Source organism: Nonomuraea sp. NPDC026600 (assembly GCF_040638335.1).
Taxonomy (GTDB): domain Bacteria; phylum Actinomycetota; class Actinomycetes; order Streptosporangiales; family Streptosporangiaceae; genus Nonomuraea.
Window position 1 is genome coordinate 15,521 of sequence record NZ_JBEZYD010000008.1, and the last position, 18,912, is coordinate 34,432.

The window sequence follows — 18,912 nt, forward strand, 5'->3', positions numbered from 1 at the left end:
TCCGTGAATGTCAATGCCGTCTCGGATGTATTTCGGCGCGTACTGGAAAACCCGGAAGTCAGCGCGGACTCAGACTTTTTCGTAATGGGCGGGGATTCGCTGCTCGCCACCCGCGTCCTGAGCGCGATCGCCCGGGCCAGCGGCGTTGAACTGGATTTCGACGACTTCCTCGACGCGCCGACTCCGGGCGCCCTCGCCAAGAAGATAGCGAGCCAGGTATGAGCGTCGTCGTCGTGGGAGCCGGGCTGGCCGGGCTCACCGCCGCCGCCGACCTCGCGGCACGCGGCGTCGAGGTCACGGTCTTCGAGGCGCGCGAGCGGGTCGGCGGCCGTACGCACGGCATCGAGGTGGCCCCGGGCGCCTGGGTGGACGCCGGCGCCGCGTACCTGGGAGACCGGCACACCGCGCTGACCGCCCTGCTGGCCGAGCTGGACCTGAAGACCACCCCGACCACCATGACCGGCGCCAGCCGGTTCGCGCTGGGCGGAGATGGAGACGGCCGGACCCGGGCCGGCCGGTTCCCGCCGCTGTCCGCGGTCGCGCTCGGTGAGCTGTTCGACGCGCTGGACGAGCTGGACCGAGGCGTACGCGCGGAGGCCCCCTGGCTGTCCGCGGACGCCGCCCGGCTGGACCGGCTGACCGCGGCGGAGTGGGCGCGCGAGCACCTGCGCCACCCGGACGCGCGGCTGTTCTTCCCGCTGTTCCTCGGCGAGATGATGGCCGCGGACCCGGCGGACGTGTCCGTCCTGCACCTGGCGTTCTACCTCCGCTCGGGCGGTGGGATCCGCTACCTGAACGCCTTCGCGGGCGGCGCGCAGGAGAACAGGATCGACGGCGGCGCGCACCAGGTGTGCCGGCGGCTGGCAGCGGGGCTGGGCGACCGGGTGCGGCTCGGCGAGCCGGTGCGCGCGATCCATCAGGACGGCGACGGCGTGACCGTCGTCGCCGCGACCGGATCGGTACGGGCCCACGCCGCGGTCGTCGCGGTGCCGCCGGCGCTCGCCGACACGATCGACTACCGGCCCGGCCCGCCGTCGCCCCGCTCCGGTGCCCGCACGGTGCCCGGCTGCGCGGTGAAGGTCCACCTGGTGTATCCGGTGCCGGCCTGGCGGGACAGCGGGTTGTCCGGCTGGTCGGTCAACGCGCGGGGCCCCTTGCTGTCCACCGTGGACGACTCGCCTGTGGACGGCGGGGTGGGCGTGCTGACCGGGTTCGTGACCGGCAGGGAGGCGCACAGGTACGCGGCGCTGCCCGCCGCCGAGCAGCGCGAGCAGGCGTTCGCCCAGGCCGCGCGGCTGTTCCCCGGGTTGCCCGAGCCGATCGGCTGCCACGTCACCGACTGGGTCCACGAGGAGTACAGCCGGGGCTGCTACGCCGCGCTGTTCGGGCCGGGGGACTGGTCACGGCTCGGCCCGCGGCTGGCGGTTCCCCACCAGCGGGTGCACTGGGCCGGCACCGAGACGAGCACCGAGTTCTTCGGCCTGATGGAAGGCGCCATCCGATCGGGACACCGGGTGGCCGCGGAGATCAACGCGATGTACCGATGGAGGAACATCCATGACTGACAGCACATCCATCGCCCCCCTGGCCGTCCGGCAGGGATTCATGACCGAGCCCGGACTGGGCGCGGGCAACTTCCTCGAGCACGCTCTGGCGGCCAACCCGAACCGGGCGGTCCCGTTCGTCTACAGCCACCACAACGACCACCGCGGCCGGGTGGTGCTGCGCGGCCACAGCCTGGTCGACCTCGCGGCGCTGCGCGACCGGTACGCCAAGTGGTACTGGGCCAACGGAGTGCGGCCCGGCGAGCCGGTGGGAATCGTGGTGGCGGAAGGGCTCGACCCGCTGCTCCACTTCCTGGCGCTCACGGCCCTCGGCGCCATCCCGACGATGATCAACGACGCGATGCGCGCCGACGTCATGGTCCGCTACCTCGACCACGTGGGCGTCGTCGGCATCGTCGCCGACGACACGACCAGGCTGTTACTGGCCTACCGCAACGCCCCGCAGACCAGGCCCAGGTTCATCGCCCTGGCCGCCGAGGTACGGGCCCACGACGCCGAGTCCGGCCGGCTGCCGGAGGAGTACCCCCACCGGCACGCTCCGGACGACATCGTGGCGTTGATCCACTCCTCCGGCACCACCGGCACCCCGAAGTCGACGACGCTCGGACATCGCAGCTTCTGGGACGGCAAGCAGGCCCGGATGCTGCGCTTCCCGGCCGAGCCGTACGACCGGCTGATGTCGCTCATGCCGCACACCCACGCCGGCGGGCTCAGCTACTTCCTCACGGCGGTGCTGCTCGGACTGCCGACCGTGGTCATGGCGGACTGGCGGCGCACGGTCGTGGAGCCGGTGATGGAGGCGTTCCAGCCGACCATGGTGGCCTCGTTCCCGCGGACGTTCGTGGAGCTGGCCACCGGCGAGCTCCCGGTCAAGGCCGCGGCGAAGGTCCACTCCTGGTTCAACACCGGAGACAGCGCCCATTACGGGCACATCAGGCGGCTGGTCCAGCTCGGCGAGCGGCCCGCGGGGCTGATCAAGTCGTGGCTGCTCCCGGAAGGCGCCGCCGCCGGCGAACCGCTGCCCGGCTCCCAGTTCGTCGACGGCCTCGGCTCCTCGGAGATGGGGATGGCGCTCTTCGGCCAGGTGACCGCGCCGGAGACCCCGCGCGACGACCGGTGCGTGGGCAAGGCGCAGGACGCGGTGATCAAGGCCGCGGCGCTGGACGAGAACGGCGAAGAGGTGCCCGACGGGACCGTCGGCCTGCTGGCCGTGATCACCCCCTCGCGCACGCCGGGCTACTGGAACGACCCGAGGCTGACCCGCAGCTTCGAGCTCAACGGCTACTGGCTGACCGGAGACGTGGCGCGCAGGGACAGCGAGGGCAATTTCTACCACCTCGACCGCACCGTGGACGTCATCGACACCGCGGCCGGGCCGGTCTACAGCCTGCCGATCGAGGAGATCCTCATCGCCGACTGCGCCGACCTCGTCCAGGACTGCTCGGTCGTCGGCGTGCCCGGCAGGGCAGGAGAGGGGCAGCGCCCGATCGCCGTGGTGCGGCCGCAGGCCGACGCCGCCGACGCCACCGCCGACGAGGTGCGGGAGAAGGCGAACAAGGCCCTCGCCGACGCCGGTCTGGCCACACTCGCCGCGGTCATCATCGCGCGGAGCGACGAGGACTATCCGCTCGGCCCCACGGGCAAGGTGCTCAAGCGCGAGCTCCGCACCCGCCACGCGGTGCTGTTCACCGAATGAGCCTTCAGATGAACGCCGACGCCGCCCGCCACCCGTACACCTATGTGCGCCGTCCGCTCGTCGAGCCGGACTGGCGACGGCTGCCGGGCTGGTGCGGCGTCACCGACGCGCAGTGGCGCGATGCCCAGTGGCAGCGCGCCCACTGCGTGCAGCACGCCGGGCAGTTACGCGCGGTGGTCGGCGACCTGCTCCAGGAGTCCTTCTACGCCGACCTGGCGGCCGACCGGGCCCGGTTCGCGACCATGTCCATGCTGATCACACCGCAGTTGCTCAACGTGATGGCGCCGGACGCCGTGAGCGATCCGGCCGCCTTCACCCGGGCGTTCCTGACGGACCCGGTCCGCCGCTACATGCTGCCGGTCGGCTCCGACCGGCATCCGGTCTGGCCCAGCCATCCACGCGCGCGCCGCGACTCGCTGCACGAGGCCGAGATGTGGGTGGTGGAGGGGCTGACCCACCGCTATCCGACCAAGGTGCTGGCCGAGCTGCTGTCCACCTGCCCGCAGTACTGCGGCCACTGCACCCGGATGGACCTGGTCGGCACCTCGACCCCGCAGGTCGCCAAGGCCCGGCTCATGCTCAAACCCGTGGACCGGCAGGAGCTGATGCTGGACTACCTCAAGCGCACGCCGGTCGTGCGCGACGTGGTGGTCTCGGGCGGCGACCTGGCCAACCTGCCCTGGCCGCGGCTGGAGTCGTTCCTGCTGCGGCTGCTCGAACTGGAGTCCGTACGGGACATCCGCCTGGCCACCAAGGCGCTGATCGGCCTGCCGCAGCACTGGCTCCAGCCCGCCGTGGTCGAGGGGATGGGCCGGGTGGCCGCCATCGCCCGCGCCCGTGGGGTGAACCTGGCCATGCACACCCACGCCAACCACGCGCGGTCGGTGACGCCGCTGGTCGCCGAGGCGGCCCGGGCCATGCTCGAGGCGGGCGTGCGGGACGTGCGCAACCAGGGCGTGCTCCTGCGGGGCGTGAACACGACCCCGGGCGACCTGCTGGACCTGTGTTTCGCCCTGCAGGGCGAGGCCGGAATCCTGCCCTACTACTTCTATCTCTGCGACCTGATCCCCAACGCGGAGCACTGGCGGATCCCGGTCCACCAGGCGCAGCGGCTGCAGGAAGCCATCATGGGCTACCTCCCCGGCTACGCGACGCCGCGGCTCGTGTGCGACGTGCCGTACGTCGGCAAGCGCTGGGTGCACCAGGTGGCGGAGTACGACCGGGAACGCGGCATCTCGTACTGGAGCCAGAACCACGGGATCGGGCTCCAGCCGGCCGAGCAGGACCGCCGCTTCCCCTTCTACGACCCGATCGACACCTTGCCCGAGCCGGGCCGCCGCTGGTGGGCCGACGGAGAGGGACGACCATGACCCCGAGCACGCTGCGCCGCATGTGCTGGATCTTTCCCGATCGCGAGTCCACCCGGGGCACCGCGATGTGGCACCCCTTCTTCTGGGACCTCTACGCCGACGTGGCCGCCGAGCTCGGCCTGCGCTGGAGCAGGCATTCCCCCGACGCGGTGACGGTCGACGGCCTGGAGCCCGGCAAAACGCGCGTCTACGTGGACGACGAACCCGTCACCCCGGAGGACACACTCTTCATCACCGCGCTGTACTCGCTGCCCTACCAGTCCATGGACGTGTTCAACCAGTACGCCCTGTACGCCGTGCTGGAGCAGGCCGGCTTCTACCTGTCGTTCCCGCCGGGCCTGTCGCCCATCGCCAACGACAAGCTGGCGACGGTCCTCTACCTGCACGATTCGCCGGTCCCGTCGGTGCCCACGCTCCGCATCGGCACCGGCCGGGACACCAGCAAGCACCTGTACGAGGTGGCGCTGGCGAACCTGACCTACCCGGCCATCGTCAAGCCGGCCGGGTGGTGCGGCGGCGGCGGGGTGAACCTGGCCCGCGACGCCGAGGAGATACGGGGCCTGGCCAGCCTCGCGCAGGGCGGCGACACCACGCTCGTGATCCAGCCCTACCTGGGCGACGGCACGATCGACTACCGGGTCTACGTCGTCGACGGCCAGCCGTACGCCGTGATGAAGCGGATCCCCGAGCCCGGCTCGCCGGTGGCCAACGCCAGCCGGGGCGGCACGATGGAGTTCCCGCCCGTCCCGCCCGAGCTGGCCGAGGCGACGGCGTACTTCTACGAGAAGCTGCCCATTCCCTTCTTCTGCGTCGACTTCCTGTTCGACGGCGAGCGGTACTGGTTCTCCGAGCTCGAACCCGACGGTGTGATCGCGCCGGACTACGGCGACCCGCACCGCACGCTCCAGCGCGACGTCACCCGGGCCCGCTGGACCGCCTACCGCGACGCGCACACCCGCTGGCTGACCGAAAGTCTGGTGACGAAATGATCGAATCATTCTCGCTGTCGCCCGAGGCGGCCGAGCCGCACCTGCGCGTCCCGCGGCGAGCCCTGGAGCGGCTCAGGAGCGTGCCCGCGCTCGCGCCGCGCTACGCCGGCTGCGAGAAGCTGCTCACGCTGGAGGACGTCGCCGCGCTTCCCGCACTGGTGAAGGACGACCTGAACGTGGCGCTGGCGCATCTGAGACCCAAGGCCGAGCAGGGCGCCACCTGGCTCTTCCAGAGCGGCGGCAGCACCGGCGCGCCCAAGGTCGGCTACGCCCCCACCGGGTTCTACATGGCCGGTGTGTACGAGCAGTGGCGGCCGCTGGAGCCCGACGACGTCTTCGTCAACGGCTGGGGCGCCGGCCGCATGTGGGGTGCCCACTTCCTGGCCGGTGCCTTCGCCGACCTGTCCGGCTGCCGGGTCATCGCGCTGGGTTCGGTGACGAAGGAGGAGTACGGCGACTGGCTGTCGTTCCTCGCCGCCCAGGAGGTGACCGCGTTCGGCGGCACCCCCAGCGTGCTGCGGCTGTGGTTCGCGCACGCGCGGGCCACCGGTGTGCGCCTTCCCGCGCTGCGCAAGGTGCTCTGGCTCGGGGAGGCGTGGCACCCTCAGCTCGACGAGGACATGGCCGTGGTGGCGCCGGACGCGCGCCGCTGGGGCATGTTCGGCAGCACGGAGACCTGGGTCATCGGCACCAACACCCCGGAGTGCCCGGCGGACGTCTTCCACCCGCTCCCCGCGCAGCTCGTCCACGCGGACGCCGACGAACTGCTGGACTTCACCACGCTCGACCCGGACATGCTCAACCCGGTGCTGCGTTACCGGACCGGCGACGCGGGCCGGTTCGTCACGTGCGCGTGCGGCCGGGAGGACAGAGCGGTGCGGGTGCTGGGCCGCCGGGACTCGGTGGTGCAGGTACGCGGGCTGGGGCTGCACGTGGACGACATCGTCGCCCAGGCGGAGCGCGAGCCGGGCGTCTCCCGGGCGCAGATCCTCATCACCGAGCAGCGGGGCCGGGTGTCCGCGGTGGACGTGCTGCTGCTGACCGACCGGGACGCGCCGCCGGACCTGCCCGAACGGCTGCGCGGCGAGCTCATGTCCGCCACGTTCACGATCAGCACGGCCTTCCAGCACGATCCGCACGCGTTCCGGGTCAAGGTCGTCGACGCGCTGATCAGCAACGAGCGCACCGGCAAGACCTCAGGCTTCGTCGTACGGGAGGAGTCGTGAGGTTCCCGGGATCCCTGGGCAGGCAGTTCAACCTGTACTGGGGCGGCCAGACGGTGAGTCTCGTCGGCGACCGGGTCACGGTGTTCGTGGTCCCGACCCTGATGATCTTCGTGCTGCACGCCTCCGCGCTCGAGGTGGGGATCGTGGCCATGGCCCAGTACCTCGGCATCCCGCTGCTGGGGCCGGTCGCCGGGGTGCTGGTCGACCGGTGGGACAAGCGCCTGACCATGCTGATGTGCGACGTCGTGCGGTTGGTGGCGGTGGCGGCCATACCCGTGACCTATTGGCTCGGCGTGCTGTCCACGCCGGTGCTGTTCGTCTGCGTGGCGCTGATCAGCGGCGCGACGATCTTCTTCAACGTCGGTTACCTCGTCGCCGTGCCCACCACGGTGCCGGAGGACAAGCTGGTGCGGGCGTACTCGCGGCTTGAAGGCAGCAGCACGGTGTCCGAGGTGGCCGGGCCGTCGATCGCGGCGGGCCTGTACCACGTGTTCGGGGTGGCCGCGCTGCTCATCGACGCGGCCAGCTACCTGGTCTCGGCGGCGTGCTTCCGGGCCATGCGGCCCTGGGGGACCAAGGCCGTCCAGCAGGGTTCCGTGTGGTCGCGGCTGGTGCTGGGGTTCCGGCTGAACTGGGCCGATCCGGTGCTGCGCCGGGTGGTCATCGCCGCCGTGACCCTGAACTCGGGCGGCCCGATCTTCGTCACGGTCCTGCCGGTGCTGGCCTACCGGGGTCTGGGCATCTCGGTGGGCGTGTTCGGGGCGGCGATGTCGGCGGGGGCGGTCGGCGCGGTGCTCGGCGCGCTCGTCGCGCCCAAGATCAGCGACCGGCTGGGCCTCGGCCGGACCATGGCCTGGGGGCTGCTGCTGCACTGCCTGGTCGGCCTGGGCATCCTCGCCGCGCCCGCGCTGCCCGCCGCGGCCGTGATCGGCGTGACCTTCGGTTGCTACGGCTTCTTCATGTCCTGCATCAACGTCTGCAGCGCCCCGATCCGCCAGTCGCGGATGACGGCCGAGAACCAGGGCGTGATGCACGCGGCGTTCCGCACCGCGACGTGGGGCGTGATCCCGCTGGCCGCCCTCGCCGGGGGGACGGCGGTCACCCTGCTGACCGGCGGTCTGGGCGTGCTCGACGCGGCCAGGGCGGTCATGGTCGGCGGCACGCTGCTGGCCGCGTTCTCGTTCCTGCCCGCGGTGGGGATCCAGCCGCTGCTGGACCGCGCCAAGCGGTTCGAGGGGAGCCCGGCATGATCGTGCTGATCACCGGAACGTCGTCCGGCATCGGCCTGGCGACCGCGGTCACCGCCGCCAAGGCCGGATTCACCGTGGTGGCGACGATGCGTGACCCGGGCAGAGACGGCTCGCTGCGCGAGGCGGCGGACCACGCCGGGGTCACGCTGGACGTCCGCCGCCTCGACGTCACCGACGCCGCGTCCATCGCCTCATGCCTTCAGGACGTGCGGGAGGCGTACGGGCGGCTGGACGCGGTGGTCAACAACGCCGGCGTCTCCAACTTCGACCCGACGATGGAGATGTCCACCATGGAGGCCCTGCGGGCCAACCTGGAGGTGAACTTCTTCGGCGTCATAGCAGTGAGCCGGGCCGCGATGCCGCTGCTGCGCGCCGCCCGTGGCCGCCTGCTGACCGTCGGCAGCGTGCACGGCGTCGTCGGGCAGCCGTTCAACGAGGCGTACGCGGCGGCGAAGTGCGCCGTCGAGGGGTTCATGGAGAGCCTGGCTCCGGTCGCGGCCGCGCACGGAGTGCGGGTCGGCGTGGTCGTGCCCGGCTTCGTCCCGGACACCGAGTTCGGGATTTTTCCGGACATCAACCGGGAGACCATCCGGGCGGCCTCGGGGCCGTACGCGGGGACGTTCGACGGCTACCTCGACTGGGTGCGCGGCGCGGGCTGGGAGGGAGCCGGCCAGTCCAAGTGGGAGGTGGCCGAGGTGGTGGTGCGTACGTTGAGCGAGGACGAGCCGCCGTTCCGCGTCGCCACCAGCGCCTGGGTGGCCGAGTACCTGGCGCGCAAGCTCGCCGATCCGGACGGCTCGGCCGTCCAGGCTCTGGCCAGGACGTGGATCGGAGCCTCGGTATGACGATGAACACCGAGGACCCGGCCTGCCGCTCGCTCGGCATCGCGCTGGAGGAGGTGGCCACCGGCCGGGCGCGGCTGCGGATGCGGATCACCGACGAGATGGTGAACGGCCACGGCATCGCCCACGGCGGCTACCTGTTCCTGCTGGCCGACGCCGCGTTCGCGTACGCCTGCAACACCTACGGCCACGTCACGCTGGCGCACAGCGCGCAGGTGACGTTCCTGCGCCCGGCCGCGGCCGGCGACGAGCTGGTGGCCGAGGCCACGGAGCGCGTCAGGTACGGCAGGAACGGCGTCTACGACGTGACCGTACGCCGTCCGGCCGGCGAGATCGTCGCGGAGTTCCGCGGCCAGAGCGTGATGGTCTCCGGCCGACCCGATGGATCCACCAGCGAAGGGAAGCACTCATGAGTGAGAGGCGGAGGACCGGGCGCTGGATCGATCACTGGGAGCCGGAGGACCCCGGCTTCTGGGCGGCCACCGGGCGCCGCGTCGCCACCAGGAACCTGGTCTTCTCCATCTTCGTGGAGCATCTCGGCTTCGCGATCTGGCTGCTCTGGAGTGCGATCGTCGTCCTGCTCCCCAAGGCGGGGTTCCCGTTCACCGTCGACCAGCTCTTCTGGCTGGTGGCGGTGCCGAACCTGGTTGGGGCCACGCTGCGGCTGCCGTACACGTTCGCGGTCTCGGCCTTCGGCGGCCGCAACTGGAACGTGGCCAGCGCGCTGCTGCTCCTGGTGCCGGTAGGGGTGCTCGCCTGGCTGGTCACGGACCCGGCGCATCCGTACTGGATGTTCCTGATCGCCGCGGCGGCGGCCGGGTTCGGCGGCGGGAACTTCGCCTCGTCCATGGCCAACGTCTCCTACTTCTATCCCGAGCGGCGCAAGGGGTTCGCGCTGGGTGTGAACGCGGCCGGCGGCAACCTGGGGGTGGCCGTCGTGCAGTTGCTGATCCCGCTCGTGGCGACGGCCGGCCTGGTGTACGCCGGGCTGGTGTGGGTGGTGCCGATCGTGGCCGCCGCGCTGTGCGCGTACTTCTTCATGGACAACCTGGCCGTGGCGAAGACCGACTTCGGCACCCAGGGGAAGGCGTTCCTGCGCAAGCACACCTGGGTCATGTCCTTCCTCTACATCGGCACCTTCGGTTCCTTCATCGGCTACTCGGCGGCGTTCCCGCTGGTCGTCAAGGCGACGTTCGCCGAGTCCGCGTCGCCGTACTTCGCCTTCCTCGGTCCGCTGGTCGGCTCGCTGTCGCGGCCGGTCGGCGGGTGGCTGGCCGACAAGTACGGCGGGGCCAGGGTCACCGCGTGGTCGTTCATGGCCATGGCGGCAGGGGTCGTCGGCGCGCTCGCCGGGCTCAGGCAGCACGGGTTCGCGCTCTTCCTGGGCGCGTTCATGCTGCTGTTCACCGCCTCGGGGATCGGCAACGGGTCCACGTACAGGATGATTCCGGCGATCTTCACGGCCCAGGCGGAGCACGGCGAGCCCGACGCCCGGCTGCGCGCCAGACGGGAGGCCGCCGCGGCCATCGGCATCGCCTCGTCGATCGGCGCGTTCGGCGGGTTCCTCATCCCGCGCGGTTTCGCCATGTCACTCGGGCAGACCGGGTCCATCGACCTGGCGTTGTACGTGTTCATCGGCGGCTACGCCGTGTTCCTGGCGACCAACTGGTGGTTCTACCGCCGCCGGGTGCTGGCCCGGGTCCCCAATCTGGCCCACAGCCGAATCTAGGAGCGAGACATGCCCGCGAAATCCCTGCGTGACCTGATCGAGTACGCCCGTCGCCACTCGCCCTTCTACGCCGAGGCGTACCGCGACCTGCCCGACGGCGTCTCCGACCTCACCCGGCTGCCGATCGTCGACCAGAAGGCGTTCTGGGCCGCGAACGTCTTCCCGGACAACCGGCTGCTGACCGGACCGCTGACCGACGCCGGCGTGTACACCTCCGGCGGCACCACCGGCGCGCCGAAGTTCTCCCCGTGGACCCGTACGGAGCACGCAGACTCGGTGACCGCGTTCGGCGCGGGCATGGTCCGGGCCGGGCTGCGGCCGGGGCACCGGGTGGCGAACCTGTTCTCGGCCGGCGAGATGTACGGCGGATTCCTCTACATCGAGCACGCCCTGCACAACGCCCCGGTGGAGAACGTCCGGCTGCCCATCGCCTGCCACGCGTCCGACGGTTCCGTCGCCGATCTGATCGCCTACTTCGGCGTCGACGTGCTGGCGGGCCCGCCGATGAAGCTCGCGAGCGTGGCCGAGGCGGTGACCGCCCGTGGGCAGGTGGCCGACACGGTGGAGCTGCTGCTGTTCGCCGGCGACCTGCTCTTCGACGACCTGCGTCCCCAGCTCGCCAAGGCGTTCCCCGGGGCCGTGATCGCCTCGCTCGGCTACGCGTCGGTGGACGCCGGGCTGGTCGGCGGCCCGGTGCCGGGCGACGACGTGCGGGTGCACGAGGCGTTCGCCGACCGGACGCTGGTGGAGCTGATCGACGACACGACCGGTGAACCGATCACCGTGCCCGGCGTACGTGGCCGGGTGGTCGTCACCAACCTGTTCAGAACGCTGATGCCGATCATCCGCTACCCGGTCGGCGACCTGGCGGAGTGGACCGACGCGGACTGCCGCGGATTCCGGCTGGTCGGCAGGTCGGACGAGGGCGCCAGGGTGGAGACGGTGGCGATGTCGACGGAGGCCATCCGCGCGGTCCTCGTCGCGGCGGACCCGGACCGGGCCATGTCGGGGATGCAGATGGTGCAGCGCCGCTGGAACAGCAAGGACGGGCTGCTGCTGCGGCTGGCCTGCGTCGAGGAGCCGCCGCCGGAGCTGACGCAACGGCTCATCGACGCCGTGTACGCGGCCAAGCCGCTGTATCCCCAGTCCGTGGAGGAGGGGCTCATCCATCCGCTGACGATCGAATGGGTACGGCCGACGGAGCTGGTGCTGCATCCCCGTACCGGGAAGGTCCTCCAGGTGGTGGACGAACGCCCCCACTCCTGACACGTCACAGGAAACACTTGCGGAGATGCCGGACACCTAGTGAGGTGTTCCGGCATTCTTCGGTAAGGAGACACCTGTGCAGGATCCACGCGTGCCCCCCGACACGCGAGATCGTTTCGAGCGGCTCTATCTCGATTGCTATCCGGCCGTACATCGCTACGCGCTGCGCCGTACCGATTCGGCCGACGACGTCGCCGACGTGATCGCGGAGACCTTCCTCGCCGCGTGGCGGCGGCTGGACGACGTTCCCGACGGGGACGCCACCGTGCTGTGGCTGTACGGCGCGGCACGCCGTGTCCTGGCCAATCACCGGCGCGGGGAGTCGCGCCGTAGCGCGCTGGCCTCGCGGCTCCGCGGCGAACTGGCCGTCGGCCAGGAGGCGGCGCCCGCCGATCCGCGGACCGAGGCGGTCCGCACCGCTTTCGCCGCCCTGGACCCGGCCGACCGCGACGTGCTCGCGCTGGCCTCCTGGGAGGAGCTGACCGGGCCGCAGATCGCCACGGTACTGGGCTGCAGCAGCACCGCCGCCCGGCTCCGGCTGTATCGGGCCCGTAGACGACTGGCCCGGCTGCTCGACACGACGGATGAGGTCACGGTGATGACCGCGCTGAGAGGAGAGACACGATGAACAAGCTCGACCGTATGGTGTCCGCCATCGATCCGGCCGCGGCCTGCACCGAGCCTTCCATGAGCCAGGGCGTCCATGACCTCCTTGCGGAGATCGTGGCGACCCCGCCCGCGCCGCGCCGCGGCCGTTCACCGTGGCGTCGTCCCCTGCTGGCGGGGGCGGCGGTCGCGGGCCTCGCGGCGGCCGCGCTGGTGGCCGTGCCGGTGATCTCAGGGTCGTCGAGTGCGGCGTACGCGGTCACGAAGAACTCCGACGGCACCGTCCAGGTGACGGTCAAGGAGTTGCGGGACCCCGAAGGGCTGGAGGCCAAGCTCAGGACCGAGGGGATCACGGCCGACGTGACGTACACCGAGGCGGGCAAGCAGTGCGCCCGCGGCCGTTTCGTCGGCGCGGACCTGGCCTACGACCCACCGAACACCCAGAACATGACCGACCAGGAGCGCAAGGAGTTCGACAAGCCGGACAACTGGCGCTCCCGAGACGTCGCCGCGCCGATCAACCAGGACACCTTCGTGATCTCCCCGCGTTTCATGCGGCCGGAAGAGACGCTGGTCCTGGAGTTCCGACCGGGTAACCAGCCAGGAATGAGCTGGGCGTTCCTCCCCTACCTGGCCAAGGCGGGCAGCCCGGTCGCGCCGTGCCAACCCGTGAACGCGGACTCCGTAGAAGCGCCGACCGGAAACTGATCTCCAGCCGCCCGCCGTGCCCTGAGCGCCTACCCGCTCCGGCGGCGAACTTTTCGCCGCCGGGCGGCATCAGAGAGGGGGATACCAACACGTGTTCAAAGAAATGGGGCGACGGGGATGCACATGACTCGACTGGTGACGGTGGCGGCGCTGGCGGCCACGAGCGCGGCGCTGGTGATCGCGAGCCCGGCGGGGGCCACCGCCGCCGCGCCGGGCACCTTCGGCCCGTACGGCTACGGCGGCATCAAACTGGGGATGACCGCCAAGCAGGCCAAGGCCACCGGCAAGATCGTGCTCAAGATGCCCGGCTACTGCGCCGGCTGGGACTACAAGGTCCACCCCAACCCCAAGGACGAGATCAGCCTCTACATCTCCAAGAAGCGCGGCGTCGCCGTCATCTTCGGGTGGAACGGGGTGCGTACCCCCAAGGGCGTCGGCGTCGGCTCCTCCCTCAGCCAGGTCAAGAAGGCCTACCCGAGCGTCAAGAAGGAGGAGAGCGGCTGGTACGCCACCGTGCCGGGCAACCCCAAGGCGTACTACTACTTCGGCGTCAACCAGCGCAACAAGGTCGAGCAGTTCGCCCTCGGCCTCAAGACCCAGGACTGCGTCAACTGACCTTCCCCGGGGCGCGCGAACCAGCGGCGAGGATGCCGTCGAGCAGGACGTCGAGTGCCCAATCGGCTCGGTCCGGGCCGTCGCCGGACACGAGCTCGTCGCCGAGCCGGGCCAGGCGGGGATAACGTGCCGCGTCCACGACGGCGATCTGCGCGGCCAGGGCCGTCAGATCGTCGGCCTTCTGGGTGGCCGACTTCTGACTGCTCAGCTCGACGGCGATCGCGGTGGGATAGAGCAACAGCAGGTCCAGGCCCCACGCCGCCGCCCGGTCCGGCACGCCGCCCTCGTTGAGCAGGCCCACGATCGCGTCGCCCAAGGCCAGGTAGTTCGGGCCGCTGGGCTGCGTGGACAGGGCCATCCGGGCGATCTCCGGATGAGCGAACAGGACGTCGCGGTAGCCGGTCAGCAGAGCCTTCAACCGGTCCCGCCACGAGCCGCCTCCGGGCGTGGTCGCCGTCACCGGAGCCAGCAGAGTGTCGAGGATCTGCGCGTGCAGATCCTCGGTGTCGCGGACATAGACGTACAGCGATGCCGGTCCGGTATCCAGCGCCGTGGCGATGCGCCGCATCGTCACCTTGCCCAGACCTTCGTCACGCAGGATCGTCAGTGCGGCGTCGATGATCCCCTGCCTGGTCAGCGCGGGCTTCGCCGGACGCTCCCGGCGGCTGACGGGTGCCCGGGCGCGGTCGCTGGAGGTCATGCGGGCAACCTAGCACGAACATGTTCGTCACGGACGCCTCGCGTTCGCGCCCTGTAGGTTCGAGGCATCCCCGCTCGATCTCGGCCCGCTGCACGACCCCTCCCCGCTGGTCCCCGACTTCCGGGAGACGCCGTGGCGGCCGCCCGGCAACCAGGTGCCGGCCTTGCCACACCTCCTCGAAGGCGTCAACCTGCGCCAGGTGAACGAACTGGCCGTCGGGCGCGGTGACGACCGCGCGCTCGTAGCCTGGGCCGAGACGACCCTCGACAGGGCGGACGCCGAGCTCGCCGCCAGGCCGACCACGTCGGGCCACGTCTCCGCCCGCGTCCCCAAGGACTGGTTGCCGAGCGCCGTCCGGCCCGGCGACGAGGTCGTCTTCCACGGGATGCTCGAAGGCGTCGACGACCCCGCGAAGCTGGGCGACCTGCCCGACAGCGTCCGGCTGACGATCAGGGCGAGCGAGTACGCCGACGTGGGAGACCTGTCGGGCAAGCCCGCCCACGCGCTGTTCAGTTCCGGGGTCAGGCTGAAGGTGCTGGCCGTGCAGGTATTGACGGCGCCTTCTACGTGGACGGGCACGGCTCGAAAAGAGGCAACGCGATCGGCGACCGGGACCTGGACGCAACGCTGATGGGGGCTCTCCTTCTGCACATGCCGATGCTGAAGGCGAATGACGTCATCCTGCTGGGCAACTGCCATATCGGAGACGGCGGACATCCCCTGGGCGTCGCCCGTTCCACCGGCCACGTCGTGATCGCCTTCGATTCGGCGATCGTGGTCACGGATGAAGGCCACATGCGCGCGGTCTCCGACGAGTTCGGCAACCTGGGCGGCCGCGGCCAACTGCGCATCTACCTGCCGGACGACCCCATCTCCGGCGCGGTGTACAACACGATCAAGGTCTGGTTCCAGGCGCCACCCTGACACGCGTAAGGCCCGCGCCCGAAGCGCCCCGCCGCGCCTGGTCAAGCGCGGCGGGGCGTCCCGGTGGTCACTTGACCTGGTATGCCCTGATGACGGTCTCGGCGAAGCCGTTGCCGCCGGTGTCGGTGGCCTTGACGCGCAGCGAGGCGAACTTGCCGCGCGCGCTGACCGGGTGCCAGGTCTCGGCGGACCAGGCGTCCTGGGCCGACGGGTGCACCAGCGTGGGCAGCCAGGTACGGCCGTCGTCGTAGGAGATCTCCACGGTGAGCGTCCGCAGCTTCAGCGCGGGCGAGCCGTCCTGACGCTGAACGCGCAGCGGGATGCGCATATGGCCCGCTGCGGCCCGGTTGCGGTCGTCCAGCTCCGGATCGATCTTGACGGTCAGCAGCGGCAGCACCTGCCGCCGGCCCGGCTCGGGGGTCTTCGACCTGAACCGCCACTCGGCGCTGACCCGGGTGGACACCTTGGTCTGGGCCGGCACGCGGTCGGCCGTCATGGTGAACCGGTACTCGCTCTCCTTCTTCTCCGCGGGCACGTCGATCGTGCCGGGCAGGTAGTCGGTGGCGTAGATCTCCTTGCCGTCCCGGTAGAGCCTGGCCTGCGGGGCGACGTACTCGCCGTAGGAGATGCGGTCGGGCGTGCCGTCCTCGAACAGCCCGGCCGCGAACTGCAGCAGGTTCTCCTCCCGCCAGTTGTAGTCGCCGCGGGGGTTGAGCGAGGCCGCGAAGACGCCGGTGTTCCACCGGTCGTCGGTCTTCTGGCCGGCGCGGTAGACGGTGGTGTCACCGAAGAAGAACTGGTCGGTGTCGTTCCAGCCGTCCGGCGGCGTCCGGTACTGGATGAAGGACGGGTACCAGCCGGTGTCGCCGGGGGTGTAGTACTCCGTCCGGTGGAACGGGAGCGCGAATCGCGACACCTGGCCGTACGGCATCCAGGCCAGCTCCGTCCCGTACAGCACGGGCAGGGCGAAGTGCTCGCCGAACTTGACGTCGTTCTGCGTGGCATAGGTGGAGGTGACCTCGGCGAGGTCGCGGCGGCGCGGGCGGTAGCCGGGGTCGGCGGGGATGCGCGGCTCGGCCTTCATCAGGTGGTAGAAGTACGGGCTGTCGTCGTAGCTCCCGTCGGCCTTCGGCTTGGCCCACTGGGTCCAGCGGTAGAACGCGAACTTCTTGCTCGCCGTACGCGTCGTCGGGATGGCCTTGATGCCCTCGATACGATCCGCGCCCCACATGCCGGCCAGGTCCACGTCCACGCCGAACGGCTGCCGGCCGTCGACGAGCTGGAGCATGCCGAGCATGCCGACGGCCAGCCGCGCGGTCGGCTCCTCCGTACGTACGTCCACTGCCTTGGCCTTGCGGGCGTCGGCGGTGACGGTACGGTCGGCGTCGAGGGTGAACTCCGGATCGGAGGCCATCACCAGAGTGCCGTCATGGTCGGCCATGAGGCTGACGACGGTGAAGCGGTGGCCCTTGTCCAGCTTGAGGTCCAGCGCGCCGCCGGAGATGTCGTAGTTGCGCTGCTCCTTGGTGTCGAGGTCGATCAGCCCGGCGAAGGCGGCCTGGGCGGGCTGCCCGTCCGTGCCGGTGAAGCGCAGCTTGAGCCCGCGCTTCTCCGGCACGACCCGCATGCCGATGCCGGTGCGTACGGAGACGTCGGCGTTCCTGGCGATGACCGTGCCGCTGAACAGTCCGGCCGGACCCGGCTGGGCGGTCACCTTGACCTGGGCGGTGCCGTGCGCGGGCACCTCCAGCGTGGCGGCGCCGAGCTTGAACGGCGTCACCGTCGCGCCCGCGCCGTCCTTGGCGATCACGCTCAGGTCCAGCCGGACGGCGGCGGCGCCGTCGTTGCGGTAGGTGAGCGTCTGCTCCTTGGGAGCCGGGCTGGGCAGCTCGACGTCTCCCATGCTCAGCGCGGCGGGCTCGGCCGTGATCTGCTGGGTGACGGCGCGGGCGACGTCCACCCGGCCGGAGCCCTGGACGTAGGCGCCCAGCTCGTCGCCGGGTGCGGTGGAGGCCATCAGCGCGGCCTTGATCTGGCCGGCCTTCCAGTCGGGGTGCTGCCCGGCGACGATCGCGGCCGCTCCGGCCACGTGCGGTGTCGCCATGGACGTGCCGCTCAGCGTCGTGTAGGAGTCGTCGACCGGGGAGCCGGCGGAGGTGCCCGCGGCTCTCGCGGCGACGATGTTCACGCCGGGCGCGATCAGGTCGGGCTTGACCGCGCCGTCACTCGCGCGCGGGCCCGTGCTGCTGAACTGCGCGACCGTGTCCTTGTCGCGGAAGGAGGCGCCGACCGACAGCGCGCGGTCCGCGGTGCTCGGCGAGCCGACCGTCTGCGGGCCGTCGTTGCCCGACGCGATCACGAACAGCGTGCCGTACTTCTCCGACAGGCTGTTGACGGCCTGCTCCACCGGGTCGTCGCCGGGGGTGTCGGCCTCCCCGAGACTGAGGTTGGCGACGCGGGCGCCGTTCTCCGCCGCCCAGGTCATGGCCTCGATGATGCCCGAGTCCGGGCAGTCCCCGCTCTGCAGGCAGACCTTGCCGATCAGCAGCCGGGCGCCGGGGGCGACGCCCTTGTACCGGCCGCCCGAGGCGGCGCCGGATCCGGCGATCGTCGACGCGACGTGGGTGCCGTGGCCGTTGAGGTCGCGGACGTCGGGCTCGGAGGTGAAGTTCTGGGCCTTGGCGACCAGGCCCTGGAGGTCGGGATGGCCGGGGTCGTAGCCGGTGTCGATCACCGCGACCGTGACGTCCTTGCCGGTCTGGCCGGCCGCCCAGGCCGTGGGGGCGCCGATGTGCGGGACGCTGACGTCGAGGGACAGCTTGGCCTTGCCGTCCAGCCAGATCTTCGCGGGCGCGGCCGCCGCCCTGGCCTGCCCGGTCAGGGACTTCCAGAGCGTGCCGGCGGCGGCGCGGGGCTCGCTCTGGGCGATCCCGTTGATCGCGGGCAGCGGGCGCCCGCCCGCGACGCGCAGCGTGGCGGCGGCGGTCTGGCCGGGGTACGTCACGATCAGCGGGAGCGCCGAACTGGCGTCGTCGTCGTAGCCGAGGGCGGCGAGCCGGGTGACGTTGAACAGCCGGGGGTCCAGCCGGCCCGCGGCCAGCAGGGGCATCGCGTCGACGGGGACGATGCTGAGCCCGTCCGCGGCCCGGCGGTGCACGAAGGTGATCTTCTCCCTGCCGGGGGCGGCCTGGACGTCGAGCTGGGTCTGCTTGTCGGGGAGCGGGCGGAGGGTGACCTTGTCCCCGGTGATGAGGGTGATGGTCTTGGGCTGTTCTGTGGGGGTGGAGGACTGGGCCGACGGAGCGGGAGTGGGTGCTGCCTGGGCCGGAGTGGTGGCCGCTAACAGGGCCGTTATCGCGACGCCCAGGAGGGCGGTTCTCTGAAGCACCTCCGCTTTCTAGTTGTTTGTTACTTTTGTTGACAAGG

General features: G+C 71.1%; 18 protein-coding genes. 16 read left to right on the forward strand and 2 right to left on the reverse strand.

Features of this window, described 5'->3' with window-relative positions:
• Window positions 1–3: 3 nt before the first annotated feature.
• The 14 genes from AB0F17_RS20295 (at window position 4) to AB0F17_RS20360 (ending at window position 13,862) form a co-directional block, all read left to right on the forward strand.
• Window positions 4–222: an acyl carrier protein gene (locus AB0F17_RS20295; RefSeq protein ID WP_358025005.1), complete on the forward strand. Its 219-nt coding sequence runs from the start codon at window positions 4–6 to the stop codon at window positions 220–222.
• Window positions 219–1,565, forward strand: a complete 1,347-nt coding sequence (locus AB0F17_RS20300; RefSeq protein WP_358025007.1) for an FAD-dependent oxidoreductase — start codon at window positions 219–221, stop codon at window positions 1,563–1,565. Before AB0F17_RS20295 ends, AB0F17_RS20300 begins: the two co-directional genes overlap by 4 nt.
• Entirely contained in the window at window positions 1,558–3,261 is a 1,704-nt protein-coding gene (locus AB0F17_RS20305) for a class I adenylate-forming enzyme family protein (RefSeq protein ID WP_358025009.1), read from the forward strand. Before AB0F17_RS20300 ends, AB0F17_RS20305 begins: the two co-directional genes overlap by 8 nt.
• 8 nt (window positions 3,262–3,269) lie before the next feature.
• Window positions 3,270–4,631 carry a lysine 2,3-aminomutase gene (locus tag AB0F17_RS20310; protein WP_358025011.1) on the forward strand — a complete coding sequence of 454 codons (1,362 nt, stop codon included), beginning with the start codon at window positions 3,270–3,272 and terminating at the stop codon, window positions 4,629–4,631.
• Complete coding sequence (locus tag AB0F17_RS20315; protein ID WP_358025013.1) at window positions 4,628–5,620, forward strand: hypothetical protein; 993 nt, start codon at window positions 4,628–4,630, stop codon at window positions 5,618–5,620. Before AB0F17_RS20310 ends, AB0F17_RS20315 begins: the two co-directional genes overlap by 4 nt.
• Window positions 5,617–6,846, forward strand: a complete 1,230-nt coding sequence (locus AB0F17_RS20320) for an AMP-binding protein (RefSeq protein WP_358025014.1) — start codon at window positions 5,617–5,619, stop codon at window positions 6,844–6,846. Before AB0F17_RS20315 ends, AB0F17_RS20320 begins: the two co-directional genes overlap by 4 nt.
• Window positions 6,843–8,096, forward strand: coding sequence for an MFS transporter (locus AB0F17_RS20325; RefSeq protein WP_358025016.1), 1,254 nt, complete (start codon window positions 6,843–6,845; stop codon window positions 8,094–8,096). The genes AB0F17_RS20320 and AB0F17_RS20325 overlap by 4 nt, the downstream gene beginning before the upstream one ends.
• Entirely contained in the window at window positions 8,093–8,941 is an 849-nt protein-coding gene (locus tag AB0F17_RS20330) for an SDR family NAD(P)-dependent oxidoreductase (protein WP_358025018.1), read from the forward strand. Before AB0F17_RS20325 ends, AB0F17_RS20330 begins: the two co-directional genes overlap by 4 nt.
• A complete protein-coding gene (gene paaI, locus AB0F17_RS20335) occupies window positions 8,938–9,351 on the forward strand; it encodes a hydroxyphenylacetyl-CoA thioesterase PaaI (RefSeq protein ID WP_358025020.1) in 414 nt (137 codons plus the stop codon). Before AB0F17_RS20330 ends, paaI begins: the two co-directional genes overlap by 4 nt.
• The gene (locus AB0F17_RS20340; protein WP_358025022.1) at window positions 9,348–10,667 is read left to right on the forward strand and encodes an MFS transporter; all 1,320 of its coding nucleotides are present in this window, start codon (window positions 9,348–9,350) and stop codon (window positions 10,665–10,667) included. Before paaI ends, AB0F17_RS20340 begins: the two co-directional genes overlap by 4 nt.
• 9 nt (window positions 10,668–10,676) lie before the next feature.
• Window positions 10,677–11,933, forward strand: coding sequence for a hypothetical protein (locus tag AB0F17_RS20345; protein ID WP_358025024.1), 1,257 nt, complete (start codon window positions 10,677–10,679; stop codon window positions 11,931–11,933).
• A 76-nt stretch (window positions 11,934–12,009) separates the two neighbouring features.
• Window positions 12,010–12,561, forward strand: a complete 552-nt coding sequence (locus tag AB0F17_RS20350; RefSeq protein WP_358025026.1) for an RNA polymerase sigma factor — start codon at window positions 12,010–12,012, stop codon at window positions 12,559–12,561.
• Window positions 12,558–13,247, forward strand: a complete 690-nt coding sequence (locus tag AB0F17_RS20355) for a hypothetical protein (RefSeq protein ID WP_358025028.1) — start codon at window positions 12,558–12,560, stop codon at window positions 13,245–13,247. The genes AB0F17_RS20350 and AB0F17_RS20355 overlap by 4 nt, the downstream gene beginning before the upstream one ends.
• Window positions 13,248–13,370: 123 nt before the next feature.
• A complete protein-coding gene (locus AB0F17_RS20360) occupies window positions 13,371–13,862 on the forward strand; it encodes a hypothetical protein (protein WP_358025030.1) in 492 nt (163 codons plus the stop codon).
• Here the strand turns inward: AB0F17_RS20360 and AB0F17_RS20365 are convergent.
• The gene (locus AB0F17_RS20365; RefSeq protein WP_358025032.1) at window positions 13,855–14,562 is read right to left on the reverse strand and encodes a TetR/AcrR family transcriptional regulator; all 708 of its coding nucleotides are present in this window, start codon (window positions 14,560–14,562) and stop codon (window positions 13,855–13,857) included. The two genes, AB0F17_RS20360 and AB0F17_RS20365, sit on opposite strands and share 8 nt — an antisense overlap.
• 163 nt (window positions 14,563–14,725) lie before the next feature.
• On the opposite strand from AB0F17_RS20365, the gene AB0F17_RS20370 reads away from it, so the two are divergent.
• On the forward strand, window positions 14,726–15,193 hold the full coding sequence (locus AB0F17_RS20370) for a hypothetical protein (RefSeq protein WP_358025034.1): 468 nt from the start codon (window positions 14,726–14,728) through the stop codon (window positions 15,191–15,193).
• Between the two features lie 20 nt (window positions 15,194–15,213).
• Window positions 15,214–15,486, forward strand: a complete 273-nt coding sequence (locus AB0F17_RS20375; RefSeq protein WP_358025036.1) for a hypothetical protein — start codon at window positions 15,214–15,216, stop codon at window positions 15,484–15,486.
• A 67-nt stretch (window positions 15,487–15,553) separates the two neighbouring features.
• Here AB0F17_RS20375 and AB0F17_RS20380 read toward each other — a convergent pair whose 3' ends face one another.
• Window positions 15,554–18,874, reverse strand: a complete 3,321-nt coding sequence (locus AB0F17_RS20380; protein ID WP_358025038.1) for a S8 family serine peptidase — start codon at window positions 18,872–18,874, stop codon at window positions 15,554–15,556.
• Window positions 18,875–18,912 lie beyond the last annotated feature (38 nt).

Bases quoted from the DNA above. Each gene is read 5' to 3' on its own strand.
- AB0F17_RS20300 (WP_358025007.1), top strand. From the start codon at position 219: ATGAGCGTCGTCGTCGTGGGAGCCGGGCTGGCCGGGCTCACCGCCGCC.
- AB0F17_RS20305 (WP_358025009.1), top strand. From the start codon at position 1,558: ATGACTGACAGCACATCCATCGCCCCCCTGGCCGTCCGGCAGGGATTC.
- AB0F17_RS20310 (WP_358025011.1), top strand. From the start codon at position 3,270: ATGAACGCCGACGCCGCCCGCCACCCGTACACCTATGTGCGCCGTCCG.
- AB0F17_RS20315 (WP_358025013.1), top strand. From the start codon at position 4,628: ATGACCCCGAGCACGCTGCGCCGCATGTGCTGGATCTTTCCCGATCGC.
- AB0F17_RS20320 (WP_358025014.1), top strand. From the start codon at position 5,617: ATGATCGAATCATTCTCGCTGTCGCCCGAGGCGGCCGAGCCGCACCTG.
- AB0F17_RS20330 (WP_358025018.1), top strand. From the start codon at position 8,093: ATGATCGTGCTGATCACCGGAACGTCGTCCGGCATCGGCCTGGCGACC.
- paaI (WP_358025020.1), top strand. From the start codon at position 8,938: ATGACGATGAACACCGAGGACCCGGCCTGCCGCTCGCTCGGCATCGCG.
- AB0F17_RS20340 (WP_358025022.1), top strand. From the start codon at position 9,348: ATGAGTGAGAGGCGGAGGACCGGGCGCTGGATCGATCACTGGGAGCCG.
- AB0F17_RS20345 (WP_358025024.1), top strand. From the start codon at position 10,677: ATGCCCGCGAAATCCCTGCGTGACCTGATCGAGTACGCCCGTCGCCAC.
- AB0F17_RS20355 (WP_358025028.1), top strand. From the start codon at position 12,558: ATGAACAAGCTCGACCGTATGGTGTCCGCCATCGATCCGGCCGCGGCC.
- AB0F17_RS20360 (WP_358025030.1), top strand. From the start codon at position 13,371: ATGACTCGACTGGTGACGGTGGCGGCGCTGGCGGCCACGAGCGCGGCG.
- AB0F17_RS20365 (WP_358025032.1), bottom strand. From the start codon at position 14,562: ATGACCTCCAGCGACCGCGCCCGGGCACCCGTCAGCCGCCGGGAGCGT.
- AB0F17_RS20375 (WP_358025036.1), top strand. From the start codon at position 15,214: ATGCCGATGCTGAAGGCGAATGACGTCATCCTGCTGGGCAACTGCCAT.